Source organism: Micromonospora sp. NPDC050397, assembly GCF_044901685.1.
GTDB lineage: Bacteria > Actinomycetota > Actinomycetes > Mycobacteriales > Micromonosporaceae > Micromonospora_G.
In genome coordinates this window covers 329,258-354,541 of the sequence record NZ_JBJDPS010000003.1, presented here as the reverse complement: position 1 = coordinate 354,541, position 25,284 = coordinate 329,258, and the positions used below count along the sequence as shown (strand labels likewise).

The following is a 25,284-nucleotide window of genomic DNA, read 5'->3' as shown; positions in this document are numbered from 1 at the left end:
GAGCCGGGGTCAGTCCACCGGGAGCCGGTACCCGCGCTTGACCACGGTCTGCACCACGCCCGGCGTACGCAGAGCCGCCCGGAGCCGGGCCACGGCCATCTCCACCGCGTGCTCGTCGGCACCACGGGGGAGCGTACGCAGCAGGTCGGCGCGGGAGAGCACTCGACCGGGAGTGGCCGCCAGTGCCCGCAGCACCGCCATCGGGGCCGGCGCCAGCGGGCGCAGCTCACCGTCGAGCAGGGCCGCGTGTCCGCGCAGGGTGAGCAGGTGACCGCCGACCTTCACGTTCAGCGCCCGCCGGGGAAGCTCCTCGACGATGCTGCGGACCAGGGCGCCGAGCCGGGCCCGGGTCGGCGCGAGCACCGGTACGTCGTGCCGGCGCAGCGGCGCGGCGGTGACCGGCCCGACGCAGGCGGCCAGGACGTCCGAGCGGAACGCCTCCAGTACGGCGTCGGCGCTGGTCCCGGCGGCGCGCAGGAGCGCACCGGCGGCGGGCGCCGAGGTGAAGGTGACCGCGTCCACCAGCCTCCCGGTGACCAGGTCGACCAGCCGGTGCAGCGGGGCCGGATCGGTCGGCGGTGCCCAGCGGTAGACCGGCACCTCGATCACGGTGGCCCCGGCGTCCTCGAGAGCGGTGGTGCACTCCGGCTGCCGCTCCCCGTGCAGTTGCATGGCGACCACCCGGCCGGAGACACCGCGTTGCCTCAGGTGGTCGATCACCTCGTCGCAGCTCTCCGAGAGCGGTGACCACTCGTCGTGCAGGCCGGCGGCCCGGATCGCGCCGCGTGCCTTCGGCCCCCGGGCGACGATGTACGCCTCCGCCAGCACCGACCGCAACGGCTCGGCCAGCCCCCAGCCCTCGGCCGCCTCCAGCCAGCCCCGCATGCCGATGCCGGTGTTCGCCATCACCACGTCCGGCGGGTTCTCCAGGCAGGCGCGGGTGGCCGCGCGCAGTTCGGAGTCGTCGGCCAGGGGCACGATCCGCAGCGCCGGGGCGAGCACCACCCGGGCGCCGCGCCGTTCCAGCATGGCGGCGAGTTCGTCGCGTCGCCGGTCGGCGGTCACGCCGATGGTGAACCCGGCCAGCTCGTCTGACATCAGGTCTCCTGTCGGGTGGCGACTTCGACGACGTTGTCCCGGCAACGGACGAGGTAGGTCGGCACGACCACCCCGGGCTCGTCGAGACACCTCCCGGTGCGCAGGTCGTAAACCTGTTTGTGCAGCGGGGAGGCGACCGTCGGGGTGCTGCCCCGGCTGCCGACGATGCCGCGCGACATCACGTACGCGCCACCGATCGGGTCCCGGTTGCCGATCGCGAAGAGTTCGCCGTCGTGGGTCCGGAAGACCGCCACCTGCTCGCCGCCGACCAGCGCGGCGACGCCCCGCTCCGGCTCCACCCTCGGGTACGGGCAGACCGGCGTCCAAGCCTGTCCGCCGCCACGGCCCGGCCTCATCGGAGCACCCCTTCCCCGACGCTCGGCAAAGTCGCCGGTGCGGGCATCGTGCTGCTGGGCCGTGCGGTCGGCAGGCCGAGCGGCACCGCCTGACGCCCGGCGGCCGACGGGACCGGCTGGCCCCGTTCCAGCGCGAAACTGATCGACGGGTCCGGGGTGTCCGGCGCGTTGACGAAGGAGGTGAACCGACGCAGCCGCTCCGGGTCGTCCAGGGTCTCCCGCCACTCGTCGGCGTACCCGGCCACGTGGCGGGCCATCGCCGCGTCGAGTTCCGCGCAGAGCCCGAGGCTGTCGTCGACGATCACCGACCGGAGGTGGTCCAGCCCGCCCTCCATCGCCTCGATCCAGCCGGCGGTGCGCTGCAACCGGTCGGCCGTACGGATGTAGAACATCAGGTAGCGGTCGAGGTAGCGGACCAGGTCCTCGGTGGACAGGTCGGTGGCGAAGAGATCCGCGTGCCGGGGCCGGAAGCCGCCGTTGCCGCCGAGGTAGAGGTTCCAACCCTGGTCGGTGGCGATGATGCCGAAGTCCTTGCTCCGCGCCTCGGCGCACTCCCGGGCGCAGCCGGAGACGGCCGACTTGAGCTTGTGTGGGGCGCGCAGTCCCCGGTAGCGCAGTTCCAGGGCGATCGCCAGGCCGACCGAGTCCTGTACGCCGTACCGGCACCAGGTGGAGCCGACGCAGGACTTCACCGTACGCAGGGCCTTGCCGTACGCGTGTCCGGACTCGAAACCGGCGTCGACCAGCCGCTGCCAGATCCGGGGTAGCTGCTCGACCCGGGCGCCGAAGAGGTCGATCCGCTGACCACCGGTGATCTTCGTGTAGAGGTTGAAGTCCCGGGCCACCTCGCCGATCACGATCAGCTTCTCCGGGGTGATCTCGCCGCCCGGGATCCGGGGCACCACCGAGTACGTCCCGTCCCGCTGGATGTTGGCCAGGAAGTGGTCGTTGGTGTCCTGGAGCGTGGCCTGCTCCCCGTCGAGTACGTGACCGTTGCCGAGCGAGGCGAGGATCGAGGCGACCACCGGCTTGCAGATGTCACAGCCGCGCCCGGCGCCGTACTCGGCGACGAGCTGCGAGAAGGTACGAATGCCGCGTACCCGGACCAGGTCGAAAAGCTCCTGACGGCTCTGCTCGAAGTGCTCGCAGAGCGCCTTGGACAGGCGTACGCCGGAGACGGCGAGCAGTTGCTTGAGCATCGGTACGCAGGAGCCGCAGCTCGTACCGGCGCGGGTGCACGCCTTCAGGGCCGGTACGTCGGCGCAGCCGTCCCCGATCGCGGCCACGATCCGGTCCTTGGTCACCGCGTTGCAGGAGCAGACCTGGGCCGAGCCGGGCAGGGCGGCGACCCCGGCACCGGCCCCGCCACCCGCCCCGCCGGCCGGGGCGAGCAGGGCCAGCGGCGGACCGGGCAGTGGACCGCCGACGCTCGCCCGCAGCGTCGGGTAGGCCGACGCGTCACCGACCAGCACCCCGCCGAGCAGGGTCTTCGCGTCGTCGGAGAGGACCAGCTTGGCGTAGCTGCGGGCGGCCGGGTCGATCCAGGTGACGTCGAGGCTGCCGGGGGTGATCCCGTGCGCGTCACCGAACGAGGCGACGTCCACCCCGAGCAGCTTGAGCTTGGTGGCGGTGTCGGCACCGGGAAAGGTGGCCGTGCCGCCGAGCAGCCGGTCGGCGACCACCTCGGCCATCGCGTACCCGGGGGCGACCAGGCCGAAGCAGGTCCCGTCGACGGCCGCGCACTCGCCGACCGCCCAGATCCGCTCGTCGTCGCTGCGGCAGCCCTGGTCGACCAGGACGCCGCCGCGCCCGCCGAGCGCCAGCCCGGCGGCGCGGGCCAGTTCGTCCCGGGGACGGATGCCGGCGGCGATCACCACCAGGTCGGTGTCGACGGTCTCGCCGGAGCCGAGCAGCAGTTGGGCCACGCCGCCGTCGGCGCCGGGCCGGATCGCCGTGGTCGCCGTGCCGAGGTGCGGCACCACGCCGAGTTCCTCGACATAACGGCGGAGCATCGCGCCACCGGCCTCGTCGACCTGCACCGGCATCAGCCGGGGCGCGAACTCCACCAGGTGGGTGTCGAGGCCGAGCAGCCGCAGCGCGTTCGCCGCCTCCAGGCCGAGCAGGCCGCCGCCGATCACCGTGCCGACCCGCCGCCCCCGGGCGTAGTCCCGGATCGCGTCCAGGTCGTCCAGGGTGCGGTAGACAAAGACCCCGGGCCGCAGCCCGCCCGCGCCGTCCGGTCCGGCGGCGCCGTCGATCGGCGGCACGAACGGGTACGACCCGGTCGCCAGCACCAGGGCGTCGTACGGGTACTCGCCCACGTCGGTGCGTACCACTCGCCGGTCCCGGTCGATCGCCCGTACCGGCTCGGCCAACCGGTGGTCGACCCCCTCGTCCGGGGTGTGCAGACTCAGCTCCTCGGCACCGACCCCGTCCAGGTACGCCGAGAGCCGCACCCGGTCGTACGCCGGCCGGCTCTCCTCGCCGAGCACGGTCACCCGCCACCGGCCGTCGGTGTCGCGGGCCCGCAGCGCCTCGACGAAGCGCTGACCGACCATCCCGTTCCCGACCACGACCAGTCTGTTGCCGTTCACCCTGTGACCTCCACCGAGTCGACCGTGGACAACCAGCTGACGATTCCCTCGACCGCGTCCCGGCAGCTCCCGCAGCCGGTGGTGGCGCGGGTCGCGGCGACGACCTCGGCGGTCGTCCGGGCGCCGGCCCGCCAGCAGCGCACCAGCGTCCCCTTGGACACGGTGTTGCACTGGCACACCGTGGCGCTGTCCGGCATCAACGCCGGCGACTCGGCCGGGGCGGCGGAGTGGCCGCCCAGCGCTCGACCGAGCAGCAGCGACCGGCGGTCGCTCGGCACCGGCGTGCCCCGGTCGAAGAGCTGGATGACCGTGCCGACGGCGGGATTGTCGCCGAGCATGATCGCCCCGGTGAGTCGTTCGTGGACGATCCGCAGCCGGGCGTACGTGCCCCGGGCCGGGTCGGCGAAGCTCAGCTCCTCCACCGCCGCGCCGGTCCCGTTCGTCGGTGTCAGGTCGCCCATCGCGGCGAGGTCGATGCCGGCCGCCTTCAACCGGGTCACCGGTGCCTGCGGCCGGTACCGGGCCTGCGGGTCGTCGCCGGTCAGCACCTGGGCCAGCACCCGAGCCTGGGCCCAGGCCGGCGCGACCAGGCCGGTGAGCTGACCCTCGTGCTGGGCACAGTCGCCGATGGCCGAGATCCGTGGGTCGCTGCTGCGCAGCCGGTCGTCCACCACGATGCCGCGCTCGACCAGGAGCCCGGCGGTCCGGGCCAGCCCGGTCTCCGGGCGTACGCCGCAGGCCAGCACCAGCAGGTCGGCGGTGAGCCGCCCACCGGTGGCGAGTTCGAGGGTGACCCGGTCGGCTTCGACCTCGACCGAGGTGGCCGGACTGTCGAGGTGGCTGGTGACGCCGAGCCCGGCCAGGGTCTGTGCCAGCACCGCCCCGGCGGCCGGGTCGAGCTGCCGTTCCATCAGGTGTCCGACCGGGTGCACCACCCGTACGTCGAGGCCCCGGGCGGCCAGCCCACGGGCGGCCTCCAGCCCGAGCAGGCCACCGCCGAGGACCAGCGCGGTCCGCGCGCCGGTGGCGGCGGCGACGATCCGCCGGCAGTCGTCCAGCGTACGGAAGGCGACCACGCGGGGCGGCAGCCGTTCCGGATCGGGCGCGGGTGCCGATTCGGTGGCGAGTCCGGGCAGCGGCGGCACCATCGCGCGACTGCCGGTGGCGAGCACCAGGTGGTCGTACTCGATGGTGTCCTGTCGGTCGGTGGTGACGGTCGACGCGGCCGGGTCGACCGAGGTGACCGCCACGCCGGGCCGGATGTCGATCCCGTGTCCGGCCGCCTCGGTCAGCTCCACCTGGCTCTCGTCGATCTTGCCGGCGAGCAGGTTCGACAGCATGATCCGGTTGTACGCCCGATGCGGCTCGGCGCCGAGCACGACGATCTTCCGATCCCCGTCCCGGGCCCGCAGTTCGCTCGCCAACCGGGAGCCGGCCATGCCGTAACCCACGATCACGATCCGGCCGGTCATGCCCGCCCCACCCGTTCGGTGCGTTCGACCCGTTCGACGCGGACGGCGCAGACCTTGAACTCGGGCATCCTCGACGTGGGGTCGAGCGCGTCGTTGGTCAGTGAGTTGGCCCGTGCCGCTCCGCCCCAATGGAACGGTGCGAAGACGGTGTCGACCCGGATCGTGTCGGTGAGCCGGGCCGGCGCCAGCATCTCGCCCCGGCGGCTGCTGACCCGTACCTCGTCGCCGTCGACCACGCCGAGCCGGTGGGCCAGGTCCGGATGTAGTTCGAGGAAAGCGTTGGGTGCGGCCCTGACCAGCGGGTCGATGCGGCGGGTCTGCGCGCCGGACTGGTACTGGGCGAGCACCCGGCCGGTGGTCAGGTAGAGCGGGTAGTCCGGGCAGACCTCCTCGGCGGCGGGTCGGTGCTCGACCGCGACGAACCTGGCGCGCCCGTCGCCGGTCGGGAAGCCGTCGGCGAAGAGGCGGGCGGTGCCCGGCCGGTCCTCGGCGGGGCAGGGCCAGAAGACGCCCTCCTCGGCGTCGATCCGCTCCCAGGTGACCCCGGCGTAGTCCGCGACCCCGCCGGCCGACGCCCGCCGCAACTCGTCGAAGACCAGCCGGGGATCGTCCGGGAACACCGGGCCCTCGCCGGTGTTGTCGTGGCTGCCGCTGCTGCCGCTGCCGCTGTTGTCGTGGCTGTCGCGGGTGCCGGTGCCCAGGCGTCGGGCCAGCTCGGCGACGAGAGCCAGATCGGTCCGGACGCCGGGCGGCGGCGGACGCAGTGCCCGTCGCCGGAGCACCCGACCCTCCAGGTTGGTCATCGTGCCGTCCTCCTCGGCCCACTGGGCGGTGGGCAACACCACGTCGGCCATGGCCGCGGTCTCGGAGAGCACGAAGTCGGCGACCACCAGCAGGTCCAGATCGGCCAGGCGACGCTGGATCCGACCGGCCCGGGGCGCGGAGACAACCGGGTTCGAGCCGAAGACCAGCAGGGCCCGGGGGCCGTCGGGCGAGCCGATCGAGTCGAGCAGCTCGTACGCGGAGAGACCCGCCCCGGGCAGGTCCTCCGGACGTACGCCCCAGACCCCGGCGACGTGCGCGCGGGCGTCCGGGTCGTCGATCCGGCGGTAGCCGGGGAGTTGGTCGGCCTTCTGCCCGTGTTCCCGGCCGCCCTGGCCGTTGCCCTGTCCGGTCAGGCAGCCGTAACCGGAACCCGGCCGACCCGGCAGGCCGAGGGCGAGGGCGAGGTTGACGAAGGCGGTGACGGTGTCGACGCCCTTGGCGTGCTGCTCGCCACCACGGGCGGTGAGGATGATCGCCGTACCGGCGGTGCCGAGGGATCGGGCCGCCGCCTCCAGGTCCGCCACCGGTACGCCGGAGAGCCGCTCGACCCGAGCCGGCCAGTAGCCGGCGACGCTCCGGCGTACGGCGTCGAAGCCGTTGGTCCGGTCCTCGACGTAGCTCCGGTCGACCCAGCCCTCGGCGAGCGCGACGTGCAGCAGGGCGTTGGCCAGCGCCAGATCGGTGCCGGGCGTCGGCTGTAGGTGCAGGGTGGCCTGGCGGGCGGTGGCGGTGACCCGTGGGTCGACCACGATCAGGGTGCCGCCGCGCCGCTTCTGCTCGACCAGGTAGCGCATCAGTGGCGGCATGGTCTCGGCGACGTTCGCGCCGACCAGCAGCAGGGTCTCCGCCGTGGCCAGATCGGCGAGCGGGAACGGCAGTCCACGGTCGATTCCGAAGGCGCGGTTGCCGGCGGCGGCGGCCGAGGACATGCAGAACCGGCCGTTGTAGTCGATCTGGCGGGTGCGCAGTGCCACCCGGGCGAACTTGCCCAGCGCGTACGCCTTCTCGTTGGTCAGCCCGCCGCCGCCGAAGACCGCGACGCTGTCCCGGCCGTACGCCGACTGGAGTTTGCTGACCTCGCTCGTCACCCGGTCCAGCGCCTCGTCCCAGGACGCCGGTCGGAGTTCGGCCCCGCGCCGGTCCCGCAGGAGTGGGGTGGTCAGCCGGTCGGGATGGTCGAGCAGTTCGGCCGAGGTCCAGCCCTTCTGGCACAGGCCACCCTGGTTGGTAGGGAACTGCCGGGCCCGGACCTCGACCCGGTCCGGGGTGGCGCGGAGCGTCATCCCGCACTGAAGGGCGCAGTACGGGCAGTGCGTGGCGACCTCTGTCGATGTTCCGGCGGCCGCCGCATCGAGCCGCGTCCCGCTCCGCGCAAGGTCCGTCATGTCCGAAGCGTGGCCGGGGGTGGTTTCGCCGCCGGGTCTCCTTTGTTTCGTGCCTGCTAAGAGGCACTCACAGTGCGGGTGGGCACGGGGTTATCCGAAGCGTTCTATAATTCGGGAATATCATCCTACAGTTCGGGAGTGCCGATGAGCGTGGTGTCGCTGTTCGAGGCCGCCGCCGGCAGCTACGACCAGGCCAGACGCCGGCTGGTGCCGTGTTTCGACGAGTTCTACGGCACGGCGGTGGAGCTGGCCGTACCGCCGTTGCGGGCGGCCGTGGCCGACGGCCGTACCCCCGAGGTTCTCGACCTCGGCGCCGGCACCGGGCTGCTCGCGTCCCTGGTCGGCGCGGCCGTCCCCGGCGCCCGGGTGACCCTGCTCGACGCCGCGCCCGGGATGCTCGCGCTCGCCGCCGAACACCTGACCGGCCAGGGCGTGCCGCACCGGGTCGAGGTGGCCGACCTGGCCGCGCCACTACCCGACGGACCGTACGACGCGGTGGTCTCCGCGCTCGCCGTCCACCACCTCGACGACGACGGCAAACGTGGGCTCTACCGGCGGATCTTCGAGGTGCTCCGGCCCGGGGGAGTCTTCGTCAACGCCGAGCAGGTGGCCGGGCCCACGCCCGAACTCGACCGTCTGTACGAGCGGGTGTGGCTGGCCCAGATCACGGCGCTCGGCTCCGACCGGCGGGAGATCGAGGCCGCCCGGGAGCGGATGTCGTACGACCGTCCGGCCCCGGTCGGCGCCCAGTGCGACTGGCTCACCCAGGTGGGCTTCGTCGACGTCGACTGCCTCTTCAAGTCCTGGCGCTTCGCCGTCTTCGCCGGCCACCGCCCCGCCTGACGAGCGTTACCACCCTCCGCGCCTGCCCGCGTGCCGAGGCGCGCCCTGCCTTGCGGGGGAGCGAGTTGATCATGAAGTTGTCGCCGATTCCGGGACCGGAGACCTGCGACAACCTCATGATCAACGGCGTGTGTGGGTGTGTCCGTGGGGCGTGTTCGGGAGTGTGGCGACGGGGGTTTCTCACGGGTGGGCCGGGCCGGTCGTGCGGGTTTGGTTGCGGGGCGGACGCGGTACGCGAACCGGTTGGTAATCGATCGCCCATAGCTTCTGCCTCGTCACCGAACGAGAGGGAGGTCGGCCCGTGAGCACAGCCGCGAGTACGGCGGACGCCGCAGAGGTCCCATCGGTCGGGCTGGCGCCGGCCGACCCGCCGCCCGCGCCCGACGGGTCATCACGCCGATCCGTGACCGACGCGGCCGGTTGGCGGCGGCACCGGATCGACGACTGGCGTCCGGAGGACCCGGTTTTCTGGCGGACCAAGGGCGCCGGGATCGCCCGGCGGAACCTGATCTTCTCGGTCTTCTCCGAGCACATCGGCTTCTCGGTCTGGAGCCTGTGGTCGGTGCTGGTCCTCTTCCTCGGCCCCGAGTACGGCGTCGACCCGGCCGGGAAATTCCTGCTCACGGCCGTACCGACGGCACTCGGGGCGGTGCTGCGGTTGCCGTACACCTTCGCGGTCGGCGTCTTCGGGGGGCGGAACTGGACCGTGATCAGCGCCGCCCTGCTGCTTCTCCCCGCCATCCCGATGGCGATTCTGATCGAGCCGGGCGTCTCCTACCAGACACTCATGATCCTCGCCTGTCTCGCCGGGGTCGGCGGCGGCAACTTCGCCTCGTCGATGGCGAACATCAACCAGTTCTATCCCGACCGGCACAAGGGCTGGGCGCTCGGACTGAACGCGGGCGGTGGCAACCTCGGCGTACCGGCGGTGCAGCTCGTCGGCCTGCTGGTGCTGGCGACCGCGGGGGCGGCGCAGCCGCGTCTGGTCCCGGCGGTCTACCTGCCGCTGATCGTGTTGGCCGCCCTGCTCGCCGCCCGATACATGGACAACATCTCGCCGGCCGCGACCCGGGCCACCGACCGGGTCGGGCGGGACGGTTCGGTTCGCGATGGTCTGGTCCGGCCTGACGGATCGGGGCGGGACGGATCGGTCGGGGTGCCGAGCGAGCGGGGGGCGATGCGGGAGGTGATCCGGGACCCGCACACCTGGATCATGTCGTTCCTCTATATCGGGACATTCGGGTCGTTCATCGGGTTCGGTTTCGCCTTCGGGCAGGTGCTCCAGGTGCAGTTCGGCGATCGGTTCGCTACTCCGCTCGACGCGGCGTACCTCACCTTTCTCGGGCCGTTGGTCGGTTCGCTGGTCCGGCCGCTCGGTGGCTATCTCGCCGACCGCCTGGGCGGGGCGCGAGTGACCTGCTGGAATTTCGTCGTGATGGCAGCGGGAGCCAGCCTCGTGCTCTACGCCTCGGGACGGAATTCACTCTTCCTGTACCTGGTCGGGTTCATCTCGCTGTTCGTCTTCTCCGGGATCGGCAACGGGTCGACGTACAAGATGATCCCGGCGATCTTCCGGGCCCGGACCCGGAACGCGGCCGGTGCCGCCGCGGACCCCGGCAGTGCGGCGTTCCGACGGGCGGCGCGCCTGGCGGGGGCGTTGATCGGAATCGCCGGGGCGGTGGGCGCCTTCGGGGGCGTGCTGGTCAACATCGCCTTCCGGCAGTCTTTCCTCGCCTACAAGTCGGCCGACGCGGCCTACCTGAGCTTCGTCGTCTGCTACGCGCTCTGCGTCCTGGTCACCTGGGCGGTCTACCTCCGGCCGTCACCACACCGGCTACCCGGCGTCTGAACCGGCACAGACACCCCGACCGGTACAACGCCCCGACCGGTACATAAACGCGTTGACCATGAAGTTGTCGCCCGATCCATTGGTCGGATCTTGCGATAACTTCATGATCAACCCACATCCCCGCCACCCGGTCGGGCCGGTCGTTTGGGTGGCGGTGTTCGGGGGATGGGACGGGTGTGATTATCTATCGGGGTGCGATCAGCTGCGGCTGGTGATCGAGTGGCCAGCTCGCCACCGGGTCCGGGTCGACGGGGCGTGGCGGGTGACCGGCGGCGACCCGAGGCCCTGTTTTGACCGCGTGCGGGCCGGAAGAGTAACATCGCCTGCTGTTGTGTGACAGCCGAGGGCGTGCCCCATCAGGTACGCTTGGTCGTTCGTGCGCGCCTGGTTTCCGGTGCGTGACCCCAGACCGACGACGAGACAAGGTAGACCTGTGCGTACGTACAGCCCGAAGCCGGGTGAGATCGAGCGTCAGTGGCACGTTATCGACGCCGCTGATGTCGTGCTGGGCCGTCTGGCCACCCACGCCGCCACGTTGCTGCGTGGCAAGCACAAGCCGACTTTCGCGCCGCACGTCGACACCGGTGACTTTGTCGTCATCGTGAACGCGGGCAAGGTTGCGCTGACCGGCAACAAGCGTCAGACCAAGATCGCTTACCGCCACTCCGGCTACCCCGGCGGTCTGAAGCAGGTCCGCTACGAGGAGCTGCTGGAGAAGCGCCCCGAGCAGGCCATCGAGCTGGCCGTCAAGGGCATGCTCCCGCACAACAAGCTCGGCCGGCAGCTGATCAAGAAGCTGAAGGTCTACCCCGGGGCGGAGCACCCGCACGTCGCGCAGGCGCCGGTCCCGTTCGAGATCAAGCAGATCGCGCAGTGAGCGCGGACGAAGGATTCAGCATGACCGACACCATTGAGGCTGAGGCCACCCCGATCGAGACCGGGATCGACACCGAGGTCGCCGCTCCGGCCGCCCCGGTCGCCCGCACCCCCCGTGGTGACCGGCCGATCCAGACCGTCGGCCGCCGCAAGGAGGCCATTGTCCGGGTCCGCATCGTCCCGGGTAGTGGCAAGATCACCTGCAACGGCCGTGAGCTCGAGGCCTACTTCCCGAGCAAGGTGCACCAGCAGCTCATCAAGGAGCCGCTGGTGACCGCCGAGAAGGCCGAGCAGTTCGACGTGATCGCGAACCTCCGTGGTGGCGGCACCACCGGGCAGGCCGGCGCGCTGCGCCTCGGCATCGCCCGCGCGCTGATCGTGAACGAGCCGGATGACCGCCCGGCGCTCAAGAAGGCCGGCTTCCTCACCCGGGACGCCCGGGTCAAGGAAAGCAAGAAGTACGGTCTCAAGAAGGCCCGCAAGGCGCCTCAGTACTCGAAGCGCTGATCAGCCTCTACACCCCTTTGCACGTCTGACGGACGGTCGGGTCCGCCCCCCTCGCGCGGTGGCGGTCCCGACCGTTCGTTATATCCAGTGGTCTGCTCCCGGAGGTACTCGCGCATGGGCCGGTTGTTCGGCACGGATGGCGTACGCGGACGTGCGAACGCCGATCTGACCCCCGAGTTGGCGCTCGCGGTCGCGGTCGCGGCCGCGCACACCCTGGCCGAGTCCGATCCCGGCCACCGTCCGCTGGCCGTGGTCGGCCGGGACACCCGGGCCAGCGGCGAGATGCTGGAGGCGGCCGTGGTCGCCGGTCTCGCCAGTGCCGGGGCGAACGTGGTCCGGGTCGGCGTACTGCCCACCCCGGCGGTGGCGTACCTGGTCAGCGAGGCCAAGGCGGACCTGGGCGTGATGCTCTCCGCCTCGCACAACCCGATGCCGGACAACGGGATCAAGCTTTTCGCGGCCGGCGGTCAGAAGCTCCCCGACGAGGTCGAGCTGAAGATCGAGGCGGCCATCGAGCAGAACGGCTCGGCCGACTGGCACCGCCCCACCGGGGCCGACGTCGGCCGGGTGCACGACCTGCTGGACGGCGCCGACCACTACATCCAGCACCTCGTCGGCAGCGTCTCGCACCGGCTCGACGGGCTCAAGGTGGTGGTGGACTGCGCCAACGGGGCCGCCTCCGACCTGGCGCCGGTCGCGTACCGGGAGGCCGGCGCCGAGGTGGTCGCGATCCACGCCGAGCCGGACGGGATCAACATCAACGACGACTGCGGCTCGAACCACCTCGGCCGGCTCCAGGCCGCGGTGGTCGAGCACGGGGCGCACCTCGGCATCGCGCACGACGGCGACGCCGACCGGTGTGTCGCGGTCACCGCCGACGGCGAGGAGATCGACGGCGATCAGATCATGGCGATCCTCGCGGTGGCGATGCGCGACGCCGGCACGCTGACCCAGGACACCCTGGTCGCCACGGTGATGAGCAACCTCGGTCTGCGCATCGCCATGTCCCAGCAGGGCATCCGGCTGGTCGAGACCAAGGTCGGCGACCGGTACGTGCTGGAGGAGCTGCGTTCCTCCGGGCTCGCCCTCGGTGGCGAGCAGAGTGGTCACATCGTGCTCCCGACGCACGCCACCACCGGCGACGGGTTGCTCACCGCGCTTGCGCTGATGTCCCGGATGGCCGAGACCGGGCGCTCCCTCGCCGAGCTGGCATCGGTGATGACCAAGCTGCCCCAGGTGCTGATCAACGTCCCGGTCGAGGATCGTACGGTCGGTGCAGGCGCGTCGTCGGTGCTGGCGGCGGTCGCCCAAGCCGAGGCGGAGTTGGGCGAGACCGGTCGGGTGCTGCTCCGGCCGTCCGGCACCGAGCCACTGGTCCGGGTGATGGTCGAGGCCGCCACCCAGGAGATCGCGCAGGGCATCGCCGAGCGGATCGCGGCCGAGGTACGCACCGCGAGTCCGATCCCCGTCGCCTAGCGCCACCCGCCACCGTTCGGGGCGGGTCCACGAGCGGCCGGGGTCAGCGGTGGAGCGTACGGAGTCGGTTCACCGCCTCGGTCAGCACCTCGGGCCGCTTGCAGAAGGCGAACCGGACCAGCCGCCGCCCGGCCTCGACGTCGTCGTAGAAGACCTGGCTCGGGATCGCCACCACGCCACAGCGCTCCGGCAGCGTACGGCAGAACTCGACCCCGTCCCGACCACCGAGCGGGCTGATGTCGACCGTGACGAAGTAGGTCCCCTCGGCCGCGAGCACGTCGAACCCGGCGTCGGCCAGGCCGGCGCGGAGCAGGTCGCGGCGGAGTTGGTGGGTGTCGCGGAAGTTGTCGTAGTAGCTGTCCGGCAGGGCCAGCGCGACGGCGACCGCCGGTTGGAGCGGGGCGCCGTTGACGAACGTCAGGAACTGCTTGACCCGCGCGACCGCGGAGACCAGTGCGGCCGGCCCGCTCGCCCAGCCGACCTTCCAGCCGGTGCACGAGAAGGTCTTGCCGGCCGAGGAGACCCGCAACGTACGTCCGGCCATCCCGGGCAGGCTCGCGAGCGGGACGTGCGCCGTGCCCGCGTCGTCGTAGACCAGGTGCTCGTACACCTCGTCGGTGACCGCGTACGCGTCGAACTCCTGGCAGAGTTCGGCGACCAGCGCCAACTCGTCGGCGGTGAACACCTTGCCGGTCGGGTTGTGCGGCGAGTTGAGCAGCACCAGCCGGGTTCTCGGCCCGAACGCGGCGCGCAGTTCGGCGGGGTCGAAGGCGTACCTGCCATCGGCGGCCGGGCGGAGGGTGACCGGGCGGCGTACCGCGCCCGCCAGCGCGATCGAGGCCGCGTACGAGTCGTAGTAGGGCTCGAAGCAGACCACCTCGTCGCCGGCCTCGCAGAGGCCGAGCATCGCGGCCGCGATCGCCTCGGTGGCACCCGCGGTGATCAGCACCTCGCCGTCCGGGTCGTACGACAGCCCCCAGAACCGGCGCTGGTGTTCGGCGACCGCCGCACGCAGCGGTGCGATGCCGGGGCCCGGTGGGTACTGGTTCTGCCCGGAACGCAGCGCCTCGGCGGCGGCGGCGAGCATCTCCGCCGGTCCGTCGCTGTCCGGGAAGCCCTGCCCGAGGTTGACCGACCCGGTGCGTACGGCCAGCGCCGACATCTCGGTGAAGACGGTGGTGCCGAACTCGCGCATCCGCCGTACCAGGGGATCGGTGGTTGTGGTCATCCGGCCAGCCTAGGACCGGCGGGCCGGTGCCGTCGATGCTCCGCCCTCCGCTTGCCGCTCGCCGCTTGCCGCTCGCCGCCCTCCGCTCGCCGCCCTCCGCTCGCCGCCCTCCGCTCGCCGCCCTCCGCTCGCCCAGAGAACGCGCGGACGGCCGGTGGTGGCCGGTACGGGCGGACGCCCCGGTGGCGGGAGCCTCCGCCCGTACCGGTCCGGCACGGTTCAGCCGAGGGTGAGGCCGGCGCAGGTCGCGGTCGCGTACGGCCCGGTGGCCGTGTTGCGCACCACCTCCTCACCGTCGACCACGATCCGACAGGTGATCTCGCCCGGTTCCAGGCTGGCCCGGATCGCGAGCACGGTCACCACCCCCGGCTCGGGCATGGCGAACTCCACCTGCCAGGGCAGCGCCAGGGCGTCGACCTGCCGGGGAAAGTTCGGGTACTCCAGATAGTTGATCTGGACCGGCCCGTCCCCGACCACCTGGTAGCTGACCCGGGGGCCGGCGAACTGACTCGGGTCCGGGGCGCTCGGCTCCGTTGTGGACGGTACGGCCGGTCCACCGCCCTGGCCGCTCGGCGGCTCGGTGGAGGCGCTCCGAGGGCTGTCCGAGCCGAGCCGGGTGACCAGGAGGGCACCGGTCACCCCCAGGCCGCCGCAGAGCAGTGCCGCCACCACGGCGACGAGTGCGACCAGCCCGGTGCCGGCGCGGCGGCGTACGGGTTCGGCGGGTCCGGGCCAGGGGAGGGTTCCCAGGGGTGCGGCGCGGGTGTGGCTCGGGTGAGCGCCCTGCTCGCCCGGGTGAGCTGGTGGCTCGACCGGGCCGGCGCGGTGGTGGTCCGGGTCGGCTGGTGGCTCGACCGGGCCGGCGCGGTAGTGCGGTGAGCTGGGTCTGGCCCAGGGTGACGGGGGTGGTGTCCAGGACGAGGGCGTGGCTTCGCTGTCGGGGACGGGCTGGGAGGGCGGCTGCGGTGGTTCCGGTTCGGTCATCGGCTCGCTCCAGAGGGCGTCGGTGGAGCCAGGTGCGGTGCGGCCCGCAGGGCCACCCTTAACGGTGCGGCCATCGATGTCTTTCAGCAAGCGGGTTGGCGACAGGGAGCGATATCGGCCATACGTAGCGCTACGGATCGTGGTGGTCGACGGTGGAGAAAATGCAGGTCGGGGGGAGTGTTAACCCGATCGGGGGCGGCGGGTGACCGATGGGTAACGGGGAGTGCGTCCGGTTGTTGCCCCGGATTCACCTATCAATCATGAGAGATGCTTGATAGGTGCCCTTTCGAGCAGACATGCTGAGCGGAATTGGACTAGGCTCGGAACCATGTGTGGAATCGTGGGGTACGTCGGCGCCCGACCGGCGCTGAACATCGTGCTGGACGGGCTGCGGCGGCTGGAGTACCGCGGCTACGACTCGTCCGGGGTCGCGATCGTCTGCGACGACGAACTGCTGACCGAGAAGAAGGCCGGCAAGCTGGCCAACCTGGAGAAGACGCTGGCGGAACGGGCCGGTGCCGACCCGGACGGCCGTCCCACCCCGAAGCTCGGTATCGGCGACGGCACCACCGGGATCGGGCACACCCGCTGGGCCACCCACGGCGGGCCGACCGATCGCAACGCCCACCCGCACCGGTCCCGCGACGGCCGGGTCGCCGTCATCCACAACGGCATCATCGAGAACTTCGCCAAGCTCCGGGCCGAGTTGGAGGCCGACGGGGTCGAGTTCGACAGCGACACCGACACCGAGTGCGCCGCCCACCTGCTCGCCGCCGCACTGGCCGAGCTGCGTGGCGCGGGCGAACCGGACGGTCCGCAACTGCTCGCGGCGGCGATGCGCGTGGTCAGCCGCCGGTTGGAGGGCGCGTTCACCCTGCTGGCGGTGGATGCCGCGGTGCCCGGCGCGGTGGTCGGCGCCCGCCGCAACTCGCCGCTCGTGGTGGGGCGGGGCAACGGGGAGAACTACCTGGCCAGCGACGTCTCCGCGTTCATCGAGCACACCCGTGAGGCGGTCGAGCTGGGCCAGGACCAGGTGGTCCTGATCACCGCCGACAGTATCGAGATCACCGACTTCGACGGCGTCCCGTCGACCGGCAAGGACTTCCACATCGACTGGGATGCCTCCGCCGCCGAGAAGGGCGGCTACGACTACTTCATGCTCAAGGAGATCGCCGAACAGCCCCAGGCGGTCGCCGACACGTTGCTCGGCCGGCTCACCGACAGCGGCGAGATCATGCTCGACGAGGTCCGCCTGACCGACCAGGACCTGCGCGACGTGGACAAGATCTTCATCGTGGCGTGCGGTACGGCGTACCACGCCGGCCTGGTGGCGAAGTACGCGATCGAGCACTGGACACGCATCCCCTGCGAGGTCGAACTGGCCAGTGAGTTCCGTTACCGCGACCCGGTGCTCGACCGGTCCACGCTGGTGGTGGCGATCTCGCAGTCCGGCGAGACGATGGACACCCTGATGGCGCTCCGGCACGCCAAGGAGCAGAAGGCCCGGGTGCTGGCGATCTGCAACACCAACGGCTCCACCATCCCGCGTGAGTCCGACGCGGTGCTCTACACCCACAGCGGACCGGAGATCGCGGTCGCCTCCACGAAGGCGTTCCTGACCCAGGTGGTGGCCTGCTACCTGATCGGGCTGCACCTCGCCCAGGTACGCGGCATCAAGTACGCCGACGAGGTGGGCGCCGTGGTGGCCCAGCTCCAGGAGATGCCGAACAAGCTGCGCGACCTGCTCGACGGCATCGAGCCCGTGCGTGAGCTGGCCCGGGACCTGAAGGCCGCGCCGACGGTGCTCTTCATCGGCCGCCACGTCGGTTACCCGGTGGCGCTGGAGGGCGCACTGAAGCTCAAGGAGCTGGCGTACGTGCACGCCGAGGGTTTTGCCGCGGGTGAGCTCAAGCACGGCCCGATCGCCCTGATCGACCAGGGCACGCCGGTGGTCTGCGTGGTGCCCTCGCCGGCCGGCCGGGGCATGTTGCACGACAAGATCGTGTCGAACATCCAGGAGGTACGCGCGCGTGGCGCCCGGACCATCGTGATCGCCGAGGAGGGTGACACGGCGGTGCTGCCGTACGCCGACCACCTGATCACGGTGCCGCGTACGCCGACCCTGCTGGCCCCGCTGGTCACCACCGTGCCGTTGCAGGTGCTCGCCTGCGAGATCGCCGCCGCCCGGGGGCACGACGTCGACCAGCCACGCAACCTGGCCAAGTCCGTAACCGTCGAGTAGGCGACCCGACCCGACCCGTTGCCGTCCGGCCCGCTCCGCTGCCCCCCCACACCAGCGGATCGGGCTGGTCGGTCACCGGGCCCGTCCGTCGACGGTGATCCGGGCGATCGCGTCGAGGGCGGGGTTACCCGGGTTCCAGTAGCCGACGTGGCCGTCCGGGCGTCCGGCGAACAACCGGGCGCCGAAGTCCGCCCCGCTCGGGTCGGCACCGAACCAGAGCTCGTCGGCCGGGTTGCCGTACGCCAGCAGCCCGCCCACCCCGGGCAGCGCCGCGCCGAGCCCGAGACGTCCGAGCAGCTCGGCGGGGCCCGACGCGTGCCGGATCACGTCGTTGCCGGCGGTGCTCGCCCAGACCTGCCCCTCGGCCAGGCCCAGGTCGGCGGCCCGGTCGACGCCGACACCGGGCGAGCCGACGAAGACCACCCGGTCGGCGGCGAGACCGTGGTCCCGTGCGGTTGTGCCCACCACCAGCGAGCCGTAGCTGTGCCCGAGCACGGTCTGCTGCGCCGGTGGTCCCTCGTGGGTGGCGCGCAGCCCCTCCTGGAAGCCGTGCAGCGCCGGGCCTGCGTCGTGTGCCTGGTTGTCGCGCGTCGCCTGGTGGAGCCAGTCCGGCGCGTCGTAGTCGAGCCAGAGCACCACCGCCGTCCGTTCGGTCGGTGCCAGTTCGGCGCAGCGGGTCGCCATCGACTCGGCCCGCCTCAGCTCGTTGGCGACCGACGGCAGGTCGGCGGTCATTCCCGGCACGTAGGTCAGCACGTTCTCGGCCCGGTCCGGGTTGCCGATCGCGACGATCGCGCGCCCGTCGCCGGCCGGGTCGAGCCGGAGCAGGTAGGCACGCGGCGTCTCGGCGGCGAGCCGGTCGCGGAGCACGTCGAGAGGGGCGAGGCTCCGGTCGATCCGGGCCAGTTCGACCGGCACCAGGCGGGTGAAGGGGCCGGCCAGAAGCGCGGCACGCTCGGCGAGCAGGGCGGCGTGGTGGCGTTCGAGCAGCAATCGGTTGGCCTGGTCGCGGTCCCGGGCCGGAACACCGTCGAGCCGGCCGACCAGGGCCGGTTTCTCGGCGACCAGCCAGCGGCGTTGCGTCGGCGTGAGCTGGGCCCACCACTGGCGCACCACGGCCGGATCGGTGCCCGGTGGTGGTGGCGCGGCCGATGTCGGGCTCGCCCAGCCCTCACCCGCGCCCGTGGCCAGGTCGGCCAGCCGCCGTGCGGCGTCGAGGTCGGCGGCGGTAGCCAGCTCCAGCGCTGCCCGGATGCCCGCCGCGACCTCCGCCACCGCCGCCGCGGCCTCGGCGGCGGGTCCGGGTGCCGCCGGATCGGACCCGCTCGGTCGCCCACCGGTGGTCGGCGCCCCACCGGTGGTCGGCGGGCCGCCAGTCGATCCGTGCGCCGCCGGGTCGGCCGATGCCACGCCGCGCCGGTCGACCCGTACGCCCCGGCTCGCCGCGGCGCCGACGGTGGCGTCCAGCAACGCCTTGGCCTGCCCGAGGCGGGTCGCGTATTCGCTGAGGACCTGCTCGGCCTCGACGAAGGCGGGCCGGCTCACGGCCAGTTCGGCGCCGAGCCCGCGCAGGCGCAGGTCCGCCGCCCGCCCGGCCGGCCCGGACCAGCCGGCGCGCAGAACGGTCGCGGCGGCGTTCACCTCGGCGACCCGCCGGTCGGCCAGTCCGACCAGCCCACGCCAGGCGGAACCGGCGGTGGACCAGTCCGCCGGATCGGCCGCCCAGAGCTGCGCGTACCCGATCACGGTCACCGGCCGGCGGTGAGCCGGGTCGCGGCCCGGTCGTCGGCGCTGTCGTAGGCGTCGGCGGCGGCGCGCAGCCCGTCCGCGGTCGTCGCGACCCGGCCGCCGATCCGGGTGAGCCATTCGTGCACCGCCGACTCCAGCTCGACCAACGCCGTCGTGGTGACCCAGCCGGGAGCGGTGACCAGCAGGCCAGCCGGCGGGCTGGTGCCGGCGAGTCCCTGCCCGAGCCGGTGCGCGGTGGCGCCGAGCGCGCTCCCGGCCCCGCGCAGTTCCCCGGTACGTACCTCGATGAGATCGTCGTGCATGCCCGGCCCCCAACCGACGGTGGTGGCTCTGACCGTAGGTGCCGGTCAGGAGCGCACCGGGACCCTGTGGACAACCGGCCGCGAACACCGTCCTTCGCTGTCCACAGCGGTTGTCCGGAGGAAGGACGGGCGATAATCTGCGCCGCCTGGCCGGTTAGGCTGGGGCGGTGATCGTCGCAGTCGGCATCGACGTGGTCCTCGTTGATCGGTTCAGCCGCGCGCTGGCGCGTACCCCGTTGCTGGCGGATCGCCTGTTCACCGAGGCCGAGCGGTCCACCAAATCCGGCAACCCACGTTCGTCGGAGTCGCTCGCCGCCCGGTTCGCGGCCAAGGAGGCGGTGGCGAAGGCGCTCGGCGCCCCCGCCGGCCTGCGCTGGCACGACTGCGAGGTGGTTGCCGACCCGGACGGCCGGCCGTGGTTGACCGTCTCCGGTACGGTCGCCGCCGTCGCCGCCGAACGCGGGGTCAACCGTTGGCACCTCTCGTTGTCACACGACGGCGGCATCGCGTCGGCGATGGTGGTGGCGGAGCGTTAGGCGTCGGCGGCGGGTCTGCGGCGGCGGGTCTGCGGCGGCGACGGATTGTCGGGCGGCAGCGGGTCTGTGGCGGCGACGGATTGTGGGGCGCGGCAGCGAGTCTGCGGCGGCGACGGATTGTCGGGCGCGGCAGCGCGGCCGAGTTGGCGTGGCGCCAGGTCGGTCGGGGTACCGATCGGTGCCGGGACGGACGGGCGGCAGGAACCGAGGGACCGGAGGGGATGCGGCGATGGGCGGACGAGTGCTACCGGTGCCGACCCGGTGAGACCGGCCTGGCGGGTCGCGGACATCCGGGCGGCGGAGTCCGCGCTGATGGCGACCCTGCCACCGGGCACCCTGATGCAGCGGGCCGCCGCCGGTCTGGCGCGTCGCTGTGCGCTCCTGCTCGACCGACGGGGTGGTGTCTACGGCGCGGCCGTCCTGCTGCTGGTGGGCTCCGGCGACAACGGTGGCGACGCGCTGTACGCCGGAGCGCGGCTGGCCGGGCGCGGGGCGGCGGTACGCGCGCTGCTGTTGGACCCGGATCGGGCACACCGGGACGGGCTGACGGCGTTACGGACGGCCGGCGGTCGTACGGTCGAGCGCCTGCCGGACCGGGCCGACCTGGTGCTGGACGGCATCGTCGGGATCGGGGCGAGCGGCGGCCTGCGCGAGCCGGCCGCCGATCTGGTCCGGCAGTTGGGCGGGCTGCGCGGGCGGGGCGGTCAGCGCGCGGTGGTGGTCGCGGTCGACGTACCCAGCGGGGTGGAGGTGGACACCGGGCACGTGGCGCCGACCAACGACGGCAGCGGTGCGGTGACCGCCGACGTGACCGTCGCCTTCGGTGCGCTGAAACCGGCGCTGGTGGTCGGCCCGGCGGCGGTCCGGGCGGGCCAGGTCGACCTGGTCGACATCGGTCTGGAGCCGTGGCTGCGGGCCGACCCGGCGCTGCGCGTCACCGAGTGGGCCGACGTGGTCGACTGGTGGCCGTGGTCCGGTCCGGAATCGGAGAAGTACAGCCGGGGAGTGGTCGGGGTGGCGACCGGGTCGGCGACCTATCCGGGCGCGGCGGTGCTCTCCGTCGGCGGGGCGCTGGCCGGACCGACCGGTCTGGTCCGGTACGCCGGCAGCGCCCGCGAGGAGGTGCTGCGCCAGCACCCGTCGGTGATCGCCACCGACCGGGTCACCGACGCCGGGCGGGTGCAGGCATGGGTCTGCGGGTCGGGTCTGGGCACCGGCGAGTCCGCCGCCACCGAGCTGCGGTGCGTACTCGCCGCGCCGGTGCCGGCGATCCTGGACGCCGACGCGCTGACCCTGCTGGTGGACGGGTCGATGGCGGAACGGCTGCGACAGCGGGACGCGCCGATCGTGATCACTCCGCACGACCGGGAGTTCACCCGGCTCTGCGGTGAGGCGCCGGGACCGGATCGGGTCGGGTCGGCCCTGCGGCTGGCCGCCTGGATGGACGCGGTGGTGCTGCTCAAGGGGGACCGTACGGTGGTCGCCACGCCCGACGGTCGGGCGGTGGTGAACCCGACCGGTACCTCCGCGCTCGCCACCGGTGGCACCGGCGACGTACTGGCCGGCCTGCTCGGGTCACTGCTCGCCGCGGGTCTGCCCGCCGACCGGGCCGCGATCACGGCGGCGTACCTGCACGGGCTGGCTGGGCGGGAGGCGGCCCGGCGGGGCCCGGTCACCGCACCCGACGTGGTCGACGCGCTGCGGGACGTGGTCCCGCACTGAGCGGGACCGGGGCCGGTCCGCCCGCGGACTGAGCCGGATCGGGGCCCGGTCCGCGCGCCCGACCGTGCGCGGTCGGGCGGCTCGGTCGTGTCGCCGGTCGGTTGTCCGGTCCGGATCCTGATCTCGGTCAGTACGCTGGCCCTATGTGGCAGGCTGAGTTGCGCGTTGATCTCGACGCGATCCGGGAGAACGTGACCCGACTGCGCGCAGGGACAAACGCCGAACTGATGGCGGTGGTGAAGGGCGACGGGTACGGGCACGGCATGTTGCCGTCGGCGTACGCCGCGTTGGACGCCGGGGCCGACTGGCTCGGTGTCTGCACCCTGGACGAGGCGTTGACCCTGCGTCGAGCCGGGATCACCGCACCGGTGCTGGCCTGGCTGCTCGCCCCCGGGCTGCCGCTGCACGAGGGGGTCGCGGCCGACGTCGACCTCAGCGCGGCGAGCCTGGACCAACTCGACGAGATGGTCGCCGCCGGTCGGTTCGCCGGTCGGCCGACCCGGGTCCACATCAAGATCGACACGGGTCTCTCCCGGGGCGGCGCGACCATCGGCGACTGGCCGGCACTGGTCGAGGCCGCGGCCAAGGCCGAGGCCGACGGACTGGTCGAGGTCGTCGGCGTGTGGAGCCACTTCGTGTACGCGGACGCGCCCGGCCATCCCACCATCGACGCCCAGCTTGCCGTCTTCCACGAGGCGCTCGCCCTCGCCGAGCGGGTCGGGCTCCGGCCGCGCTACCGCCACCTGGCCAACTCCGCCGCCACGCTGACCCGCCCGGACACCCACTTCGACCTGGTCCGACCCGGGGTCGCGATCTACGGCCTGTCCCCGGTTGCGGGCGAGCGGTACGGGCTCCGGCCGGCGATGACCGCCCGCGCCCGGGTGATGCTGACCAAGCGCGTGCGGGCCGGCTCCGGTGTCTCGTACGGCCACACGTACGTCACCCAGCGGGAGACCACCCTGGCCGTGGTGCCGCTCGGGTACGCCGACGGGGTGCCCCGGCACGCCTCCAACGCCGGTCCGGTCCAACTGGGCGGCAGGGTGCGTACGATCGCCGGCCGGGTCTGCATGGACCAGTTCGTGCTCGACTGCGGCGACGATCCGGTGGCGGTCGGGGACGTGGCGACCCTCTTCGGCGACGGGACGGACGGCGGGCCGACCGCCGACGACTGGGCCGAGGCCGCCGGCACGATCAACTACGAGATCGTGACCCGGTTCGGCGGCGTCCGGGTGCCCCGGATCTACGACGGGGCGCCGGTCCCGACCGGTCCGGGACCGCTGACGCTGACGCCCGTACCGGCCGGTTCGCCGGTGGCCGGGGTGCCGGCCGAGGCGCCGCCGGTGGTCGACCTGGCGACCGGGGCTTCGCCGGTGCTCTCCGCCACGCCCGCCCCGCTCTCCGCCCCGCTCTCCGCCCCGCTCTCCGCCCCGCTCTCCGCCACGCCCGCCCCGCTCCCCGCCACGCCCGATCCGCTCTCCGGTACGCCCGAGGTGTCCCGATGAGCCGAGCGGGTATCCGCAACCGCCCGGGTCGCGGCGTGCCCCGTTCGGGACTGGCCCGGGCGGCCGGGATCCTGGGCGCCGCGGTCGGTGTCGCGGCGGCCGGGGTGGCCGCCGGGCTGGCCGCCGAACGCGCGGTGGTACGCCGGGCCAAGGCGGTACCCGACGATCCGTACGTGGAGGAGGATTTCGGCGAGTTGCCGTACGACAGCGCGTGCACCGTCGAGACGGCCGACGGTACCGACATCCACGTCGAGTTGGTCGAGGTGCACGAGGCGGACAGCCCGGGCCGTCCGACCGTGGTCTTCGTACACGGTTTCTGCCTGGACATGGGGACCTTCCACTTCCAGCGCAAGGCGGTCGGCGCGCTGGGCCGGCACCGGATGCTCTTCTACGACCAGCCCGGTCACGGCCGCTCCGGCAAGCTCGAGTCGGGCGAGTACGAACTGCCCGCGCTCGGTGAGACGCTCCGGTCGGTGATCGACCAACTGGTGCCGGAGGGCCCGCTTGTGCTGGTCGGGCACTCGATGGGCGGAATGACCATCATGGCGTTCGCCGAGCGTTACCCGGAAATGTTCGACAGCCGGGTGGTCGGCACGGTGCTGATGGCGACCTCGGGCGGGCTGCTGGAGGAGACCAAGATCGGCCTGCCGGCGATCATCGGTCGGCTCGGCACCCCGCTGCTGCCACTGGTGAACAACGCCACCAAGCTCACCGGCGGAATGATCGACCGGGCCCGCAGGGCGTCGGCGAACATGGCCTGGCTGCTCACCCGCCGCTACGGGTTCGGCACCCCGAACCCCAGCCCCGCCCTGGTCTCGTACGTCGAGCGGATGAACGCCGGCACCTCCGCCGAGACGGTCGCGCGCTACCTGCGCACCCTCTACACCCACGCGCGCTACCCGGCCCTGATGGCGCTGAAGAACACGCCGACGCTGGTGATCGTCGGCGACCAGGACATGATCACTCCGGTGACCCACTCGGAGGAGATCCTGCGCCGCCTTCCCGAGGCCGAGTACGTGAAGGTGCCGGACGGCGGTCACGTGGTGATGCTCGAACACGCGGACGAGGTCAATGCGGCCCTGCTGGACTTCCTTGACAGACTGGGCTGATGGACGTGCTTGACCCGACCGGTACGACGGCACCGGACACCCCCGCGAACCCGGTGGTCGAACTCCCCACCGTGGCCGACACGCACGCCTTCGGGCGACGGCTGGCGGCCCTGCTGCGGGCCGGGGACCTGCTGGTGCTCACCGGGCCGCTCGGTGCCGGCAAGACCGCGCTGACCCAGGGGATCGGCGCCGGCCTCGGCGTACTCGGTGACATCACCTCGCCGACCTTCGTGATCGCCCGGGTGCACCGCCCGGACCCGGACCGGGCGAGCGGTCGGGGCGCGCGGCCGGCGCTGGTGCACGCGGACGCGTACCGTCTCGGCGACGCGGTCGACCCTCGCGCCGAGATCGACGACCTGGACCTGGACGCGTCGGTGGACGAGGCGGTCACCGTGGTCGAGTGGGGCGAGGGTCTGGTCGAGCGGTTGGTCGACGCCCACCTGCGGGTGCGGCTCGACCGGCGGGACGACGACACCCGGCTGGTCGAACTGGTCCCGGTCGGCGGAGACTGGGCGCAGCGCCTCGCCACCCTGCGGTGAGTGCTCGCCGGTGAGTGCTCGGTGGTGAGTGCTCGACCCCTTCCGGTGAGACGCCCCCGCCTGGCCGTGCGGGCTGTCGTAGCCGGCTCC

At 72.7% G+C, this 25,284-nt stretch carries 19 protein-coding genes and 1 pseudogene; 11 read left to right on the top strand and 9 right to left on the bottom strand.

Features of this window, described 5'->3' with window-relative positions:
- Positions 1–9: 9 nt before the first annotated feature.
- From ACI2K4_RS12535 to ACI2K4_RS12515, 5 genes are read right to left on the bottom strand one after another with little or no spacing between them, the layout of a single operon-like run.
- On the bottom strand, positions 10–1,098 hold the full coding sequence (locus tag ACI2K4_RS12535; RefSeq protein ID WP_404510649.1) for a uroporphyrinogen-III synthase: 1,089 nt from the start codon (positions 1,096–1,098) through the stop codon (positions 10–12).
- On the bottom strand, positions 1,098–1,454 hold the full coding sequence (gene nirD / locus ACI2K4_RS12530) for a nitrite reductase small subunit NirD (RefSeq protein ID WP_404510647.1): 357 nt from the start codon (positions 1,452–1,454) through the stop codon (positions 1,098–1,100). The genes ACI2K4_RS12535 and nirD overlap by 1 nt, the downstream gene beginning before the upstream one ends.
- On the bottom strand, positions 1,451–4,048 hold the full coding sequence (gene nirB, locus ACI2K4_RS12525; protein WP_404510645.1) for a nitrite reductase large subunit NirB: 2,598 nt from the start codon (positions 4,046–4,048) through the stop codon (positions 1,451–1,453). Before nirB ends, nirD begins: the two co-directional genes overlap by 4 nt.
- Positions 4,045–5,520 carry an FAD-dependent oxidoreductase gene (locus ACI2K4_RS12520; protein ID WP_404510643.1) on the bottom strand — a complete coding sequence of 492 codons (1,476 nt, stop codon included), beginning with the start codon at positions 5,518–5,520 and terminating at the stop codon, positions 4,045–4,047. The genes nirB and ACI2K4_RS12520 overlap by 4 nt, the downstream gene beginning before the upstream one ends.
- Positions 5,517–7,628, bottom strand: a complete 2,112-nt coding sequence (locus ACI2K4_RS12515; protein ID WP_404511777.1) for a molybdopterin oxidoreductase family protein — start codon at positions 7,626–7,628, stop codon at positions 5,517–5,519. Before ACI2K4_RS12515 ends, ACI2K4_RS12520 begins: the two co-directional genes overlap by 4 nt.
- A gap of 246 nt (positions 7,629–7,874) precedes the next feature.
- Between ACI2K4_RS12515 and ACI2K4_RS12510 the strand changes: the two genes are divergently transcribed.
- The 5 genes from ACI2K4_RS12510 (at position 7,875) to glmM (ending at position 13,281) form a co-directional block, all read left to right on the top strand.
- On the top strand, positions 7,875–8,573 hold the full coding sequence (locus tag ACI2K4_RS12510) for a class I SAM-dependent methyltransferase (protein ID WP_404510641.1): 699 nt from the start codon (positions 7,875–7,877) through the stop codon (positions 8,571–8,573).
- Between the two features lie 403 nt (positions 8,574–8,976).
- Positions 8,977–10,422 carry a nitrate/nitrite transporter gene (locus ACI2K4_RS12505; RefSeq protein WP_404511775.1) on the top strand — a complete coding sequence of 482 codons (1,446 nt, stop codon included), beginning with the start codon at positions 8,977–8,979 and terminating at the stop codon, positions 10,420–10,422.
- 433 nt (positions 10,423–10,855) lie between these two features.
- Positions 10,856–11,299, top strand: a complete 444-nt coding sequence (gene rplM / locus ACI2K4_RS12500) for a 50S ribosomal protein L13 (protein ID WP_404510639.1) — start codon at positions 10,856–10,858, stop codon at positions 11,297–11,299.
- Positions 11,300–11,319: 20 nt separating this feature from the next.
- A complete protein-coding gene (gene rpsI, locus ACI2K4_RS12495) occupies positions 11,320–11,805 on the top strand; it encodes a 30S ribosomal protein S9 (protein ID WP_404510637.1) in 486 nt (161 codons plus the stop codon).
- Between the two features lie 114 nt (positions 11,806–11,919).
- Complete coding sequence (gene glmM / locus ACI2K4_RS12490) at positions 11,920–13,281, top strand: phosphoglucosamine mutase (RefSeq protein WP_404510635.1); 1,362 nt, start codon at positions 11,920–11,922, stop codon at positions 13,279–13,281.
- Positions 13,282–13,324: 43 nt separating this feature from the next.
- On the opposite strand, the gene ACI2K4_RS12485 is transcribed toward glmM, so the two are convergent.
- Positions 13,325–14,509 (bottom strand): pyridoxal phosphate-dependent aminotransferase, encoded by a 1,185-nt coding sequence (locus tag ACI2K4_RS12485; RefSeq protein WP_404510633.1) that lies wholly within the window; start codon positions 14,507–14,509, stop codon positions 13,325–13,327.
- Positions 14,510–14,728: 219 nt separating this feature from the next.
- Positions 14,729–15,493, bottom strand: coding sequence for an MmpS family transport accessory protein (locus tag ACI2K4_RS12480; RefSeq protein ID WP_404510631.1), 765 nt, complete (start codon positions 15,491–15,493; stop codon positions 14,729–14,731).
- 328 nt (positions 15,494–15,821) lie between these two features.
- Here ACI2K4_RS12480 and glmS point away from each other — a divergent pair, with 328 nt between their 5' ends.
- Positions 15,822–17,735: a glutamine--fructose-6-phosphate transaminase (isomerizing) gene (gene glmS / locus ACI2K4_RS12475; RefSeq protein ID WP_404510629.1), complete on the top strand. Its 1,914-nt coding sequence runs from the start codon at positions 15,822–15,824 to the stop codon at positions 17,733–17,735.
- Between the two features lie 72 nt (positions 17,736–17,807).
- Here the strand turns inward: glmS and ACI2K4_RS12470 are convergent, their stop codons facing one another.
- Both ACI2K4_RS12470 and ACI2K4_RS12465 read right to left on the bottom strand, forming a co-directional pair.
- Complete coding sequence (locus tag ACI2K4_RS12470; RefSeq protein ID WP_404510627.1) at positions 17,808–19,487, bottom strand: alpha/beta hydrolase; 1,680 nt, start codon at positions 19,485–19,487, stop codon at positions 17,808–17,810.
- Complete coding sequence (locus ACI2K4_RS12465; RefSeq protein ID WP_404510626.1) at positions 19,484–19,786, bottom strand: type VII secretion target; 303 nt, start codon at positions 19,784–19,786, stop codon at positions 19,484–19,486. The genes ACI2K4_RS12470 and ACI2K4_RS12465 overlap by 4 nt, the downstream gene beginning before the upstream one ends.
- 167 nt (positions 19,787–19,953) lie before the next feature.
- On the opposite strand from ACI2K4_RS12465, the gene ACI2K4_RS12460 reads away from it, so the two are divergent.
- The 5 genes and pseudogenes from ACI2K4_RS12460 (at position 19,954) to tsaE (ending at position 25,194) form a co-directional block, all read left to right on the top strand.
- Positions 19,954–20,322, top strand: a complete 369-nt coding sequence (locus ACI2K4_RS12460) for a holo-ACP synthase (RefSeq protein ID WP_404510624.1) — start codon at positions 19,954–19,956, stop codon at positions 20,320–20,322.
- A gap of 261 nt (positions 20,323–20,583) precedes the next feature.
- Positions 20,584–22,044: an NAD(P)H-hydrate dehydratase gene (locus ACI2K4_RS12455; RefSeq protein ID WP_404510622.1), complete on the top strand. Its 1,461-nt coding sequence runs from the start codon at positions 20,584–20,586 to the stop codon at positions 22,042–22,044.
- 143 nt (positions 22,045–22,187) lie between these two features.
- A pseudogene (gene alr, locus ACI2K4_RS12450) lies at positions 22,188–23,294 on the top strand (alanine racemase); the annotation flags it as partial.
- Between the two features lie 248 nt (positions 23,295–23,542).
- Positions 23,543–24,655, top strand: a complete 1,113-nt coding sequence (locus tag ACI2K4_RS12445) for an alpha/beta fold hydrolase (RefSeq protein WP_404510620.1) — start codon at positions 23,543–23,545, stop codon at positions 24,653–24,655.
- Positions 24,655–25,194, top strand: coding sequence for a tRNA (adenosine(37)-N6)-threonylcarbamoyltransferase complex ATPase subunit type 1 TsaE (gene tsaE / locus ACI2K4_RS12440; RefSeq protein WP_404510618.1), 540 nt, complete (start codon positions 24,655–24,657; stop codon positions 25,192–25,194). Before ACI2K4_RS12445 ends, tsaE begins: the two co-directional genes overlap by 1 nt.
- Positions 25,195–25,284: the final 90 nt, after the last annotated feature.

Coding starts and splice junctions, on each gene's coding strand:
- ACI2K4_RS12535 (WP_404510649.1), bottom strand. CDS start 1,098: ATGTCAGACGAGCTGGCCGGGTTCACCATCGGCGTGACCGCCGACCGG.
- nirD (WP_404510647.1), bottom strand. CDS start 1,454: ATGAGGCCGGGCCGTGGCGGCGGACAGGCTTGGACGCCGGTCTGCCCG.
- ACI2K4_RS12520 (WP_404510643.1), bottom strand. CDS start 5,520: ATGACCGGCCGGATCGTGATCGTGGGTTACGGCATGGCCGGCTCCCGG.
- ACI2K4_RS12515 (WP_404511777.1), bottom strand. CDS start 7,628: ATGACGCTCCGCGCCACCCCGGACCGGGTCGAGGTCCGGGCCCGGCAG.
- ACI2K4_RS12510 (WP_404510641.1), top strand. CDS start 7,875: ATGAGCGTGGTGTCGCTGTTCGAGGCCGCCGCCGGCAGCTACGACCAG.
- rpsI (WP_404510637.1), top strand. CDS start 11,320: ATGACCGACACCATTGAGGCTGAGGCCACCCCGATCGAGACCGGGATC.
- glmM (WP_404510635.1), top strand. CDS start 11,920: ATGGGCCGGTTGTTCGGCACGGATGGCGTACGCGGACGTGCGAACGCC.
- ACI2K4_RS12485 (WP_404510633.1), bottom strand. CDS start 14,509: ATGACCACAACCACCGATCCCCTGGTACGGCGGATGCGCGAGTTCGGC.
- ACI2K4_RS12480 (WP_404510631.1), bottom strand. CDS start 15,493: ATGACCGAACCGGAACCACCGCAGCCGCCCTCCCAGCCCGTCCCCGAC.
- glmS (WP_404510629.1), top strand. CDS start 15,822: ATGTGTGGAATCGTGGGGTACGTCGGCGCCCGACCGGCGCTGAACATC.
- ACI2K4_RS12465 (WP_404510626.1), bottom strand. CDS start 19,786: ATGCACGACGATCTCATCGAGGTACGTACCGGGGAACTGCGCGGGGCC.
- ACI2K4_RS12445 (WP_404510620.1), top strand. CDS start 23,543: ATGAGCCGAGCGGGTATCCGCAACCGCCCGGGTCGCGGCGTGCCCCGT.
- tsaE (WP_404510618.1), top strand. CDS start 24,655: ATGGACGTGCTTGACCCGACCGGTACGACGGCACCGGACACCCCCGCG.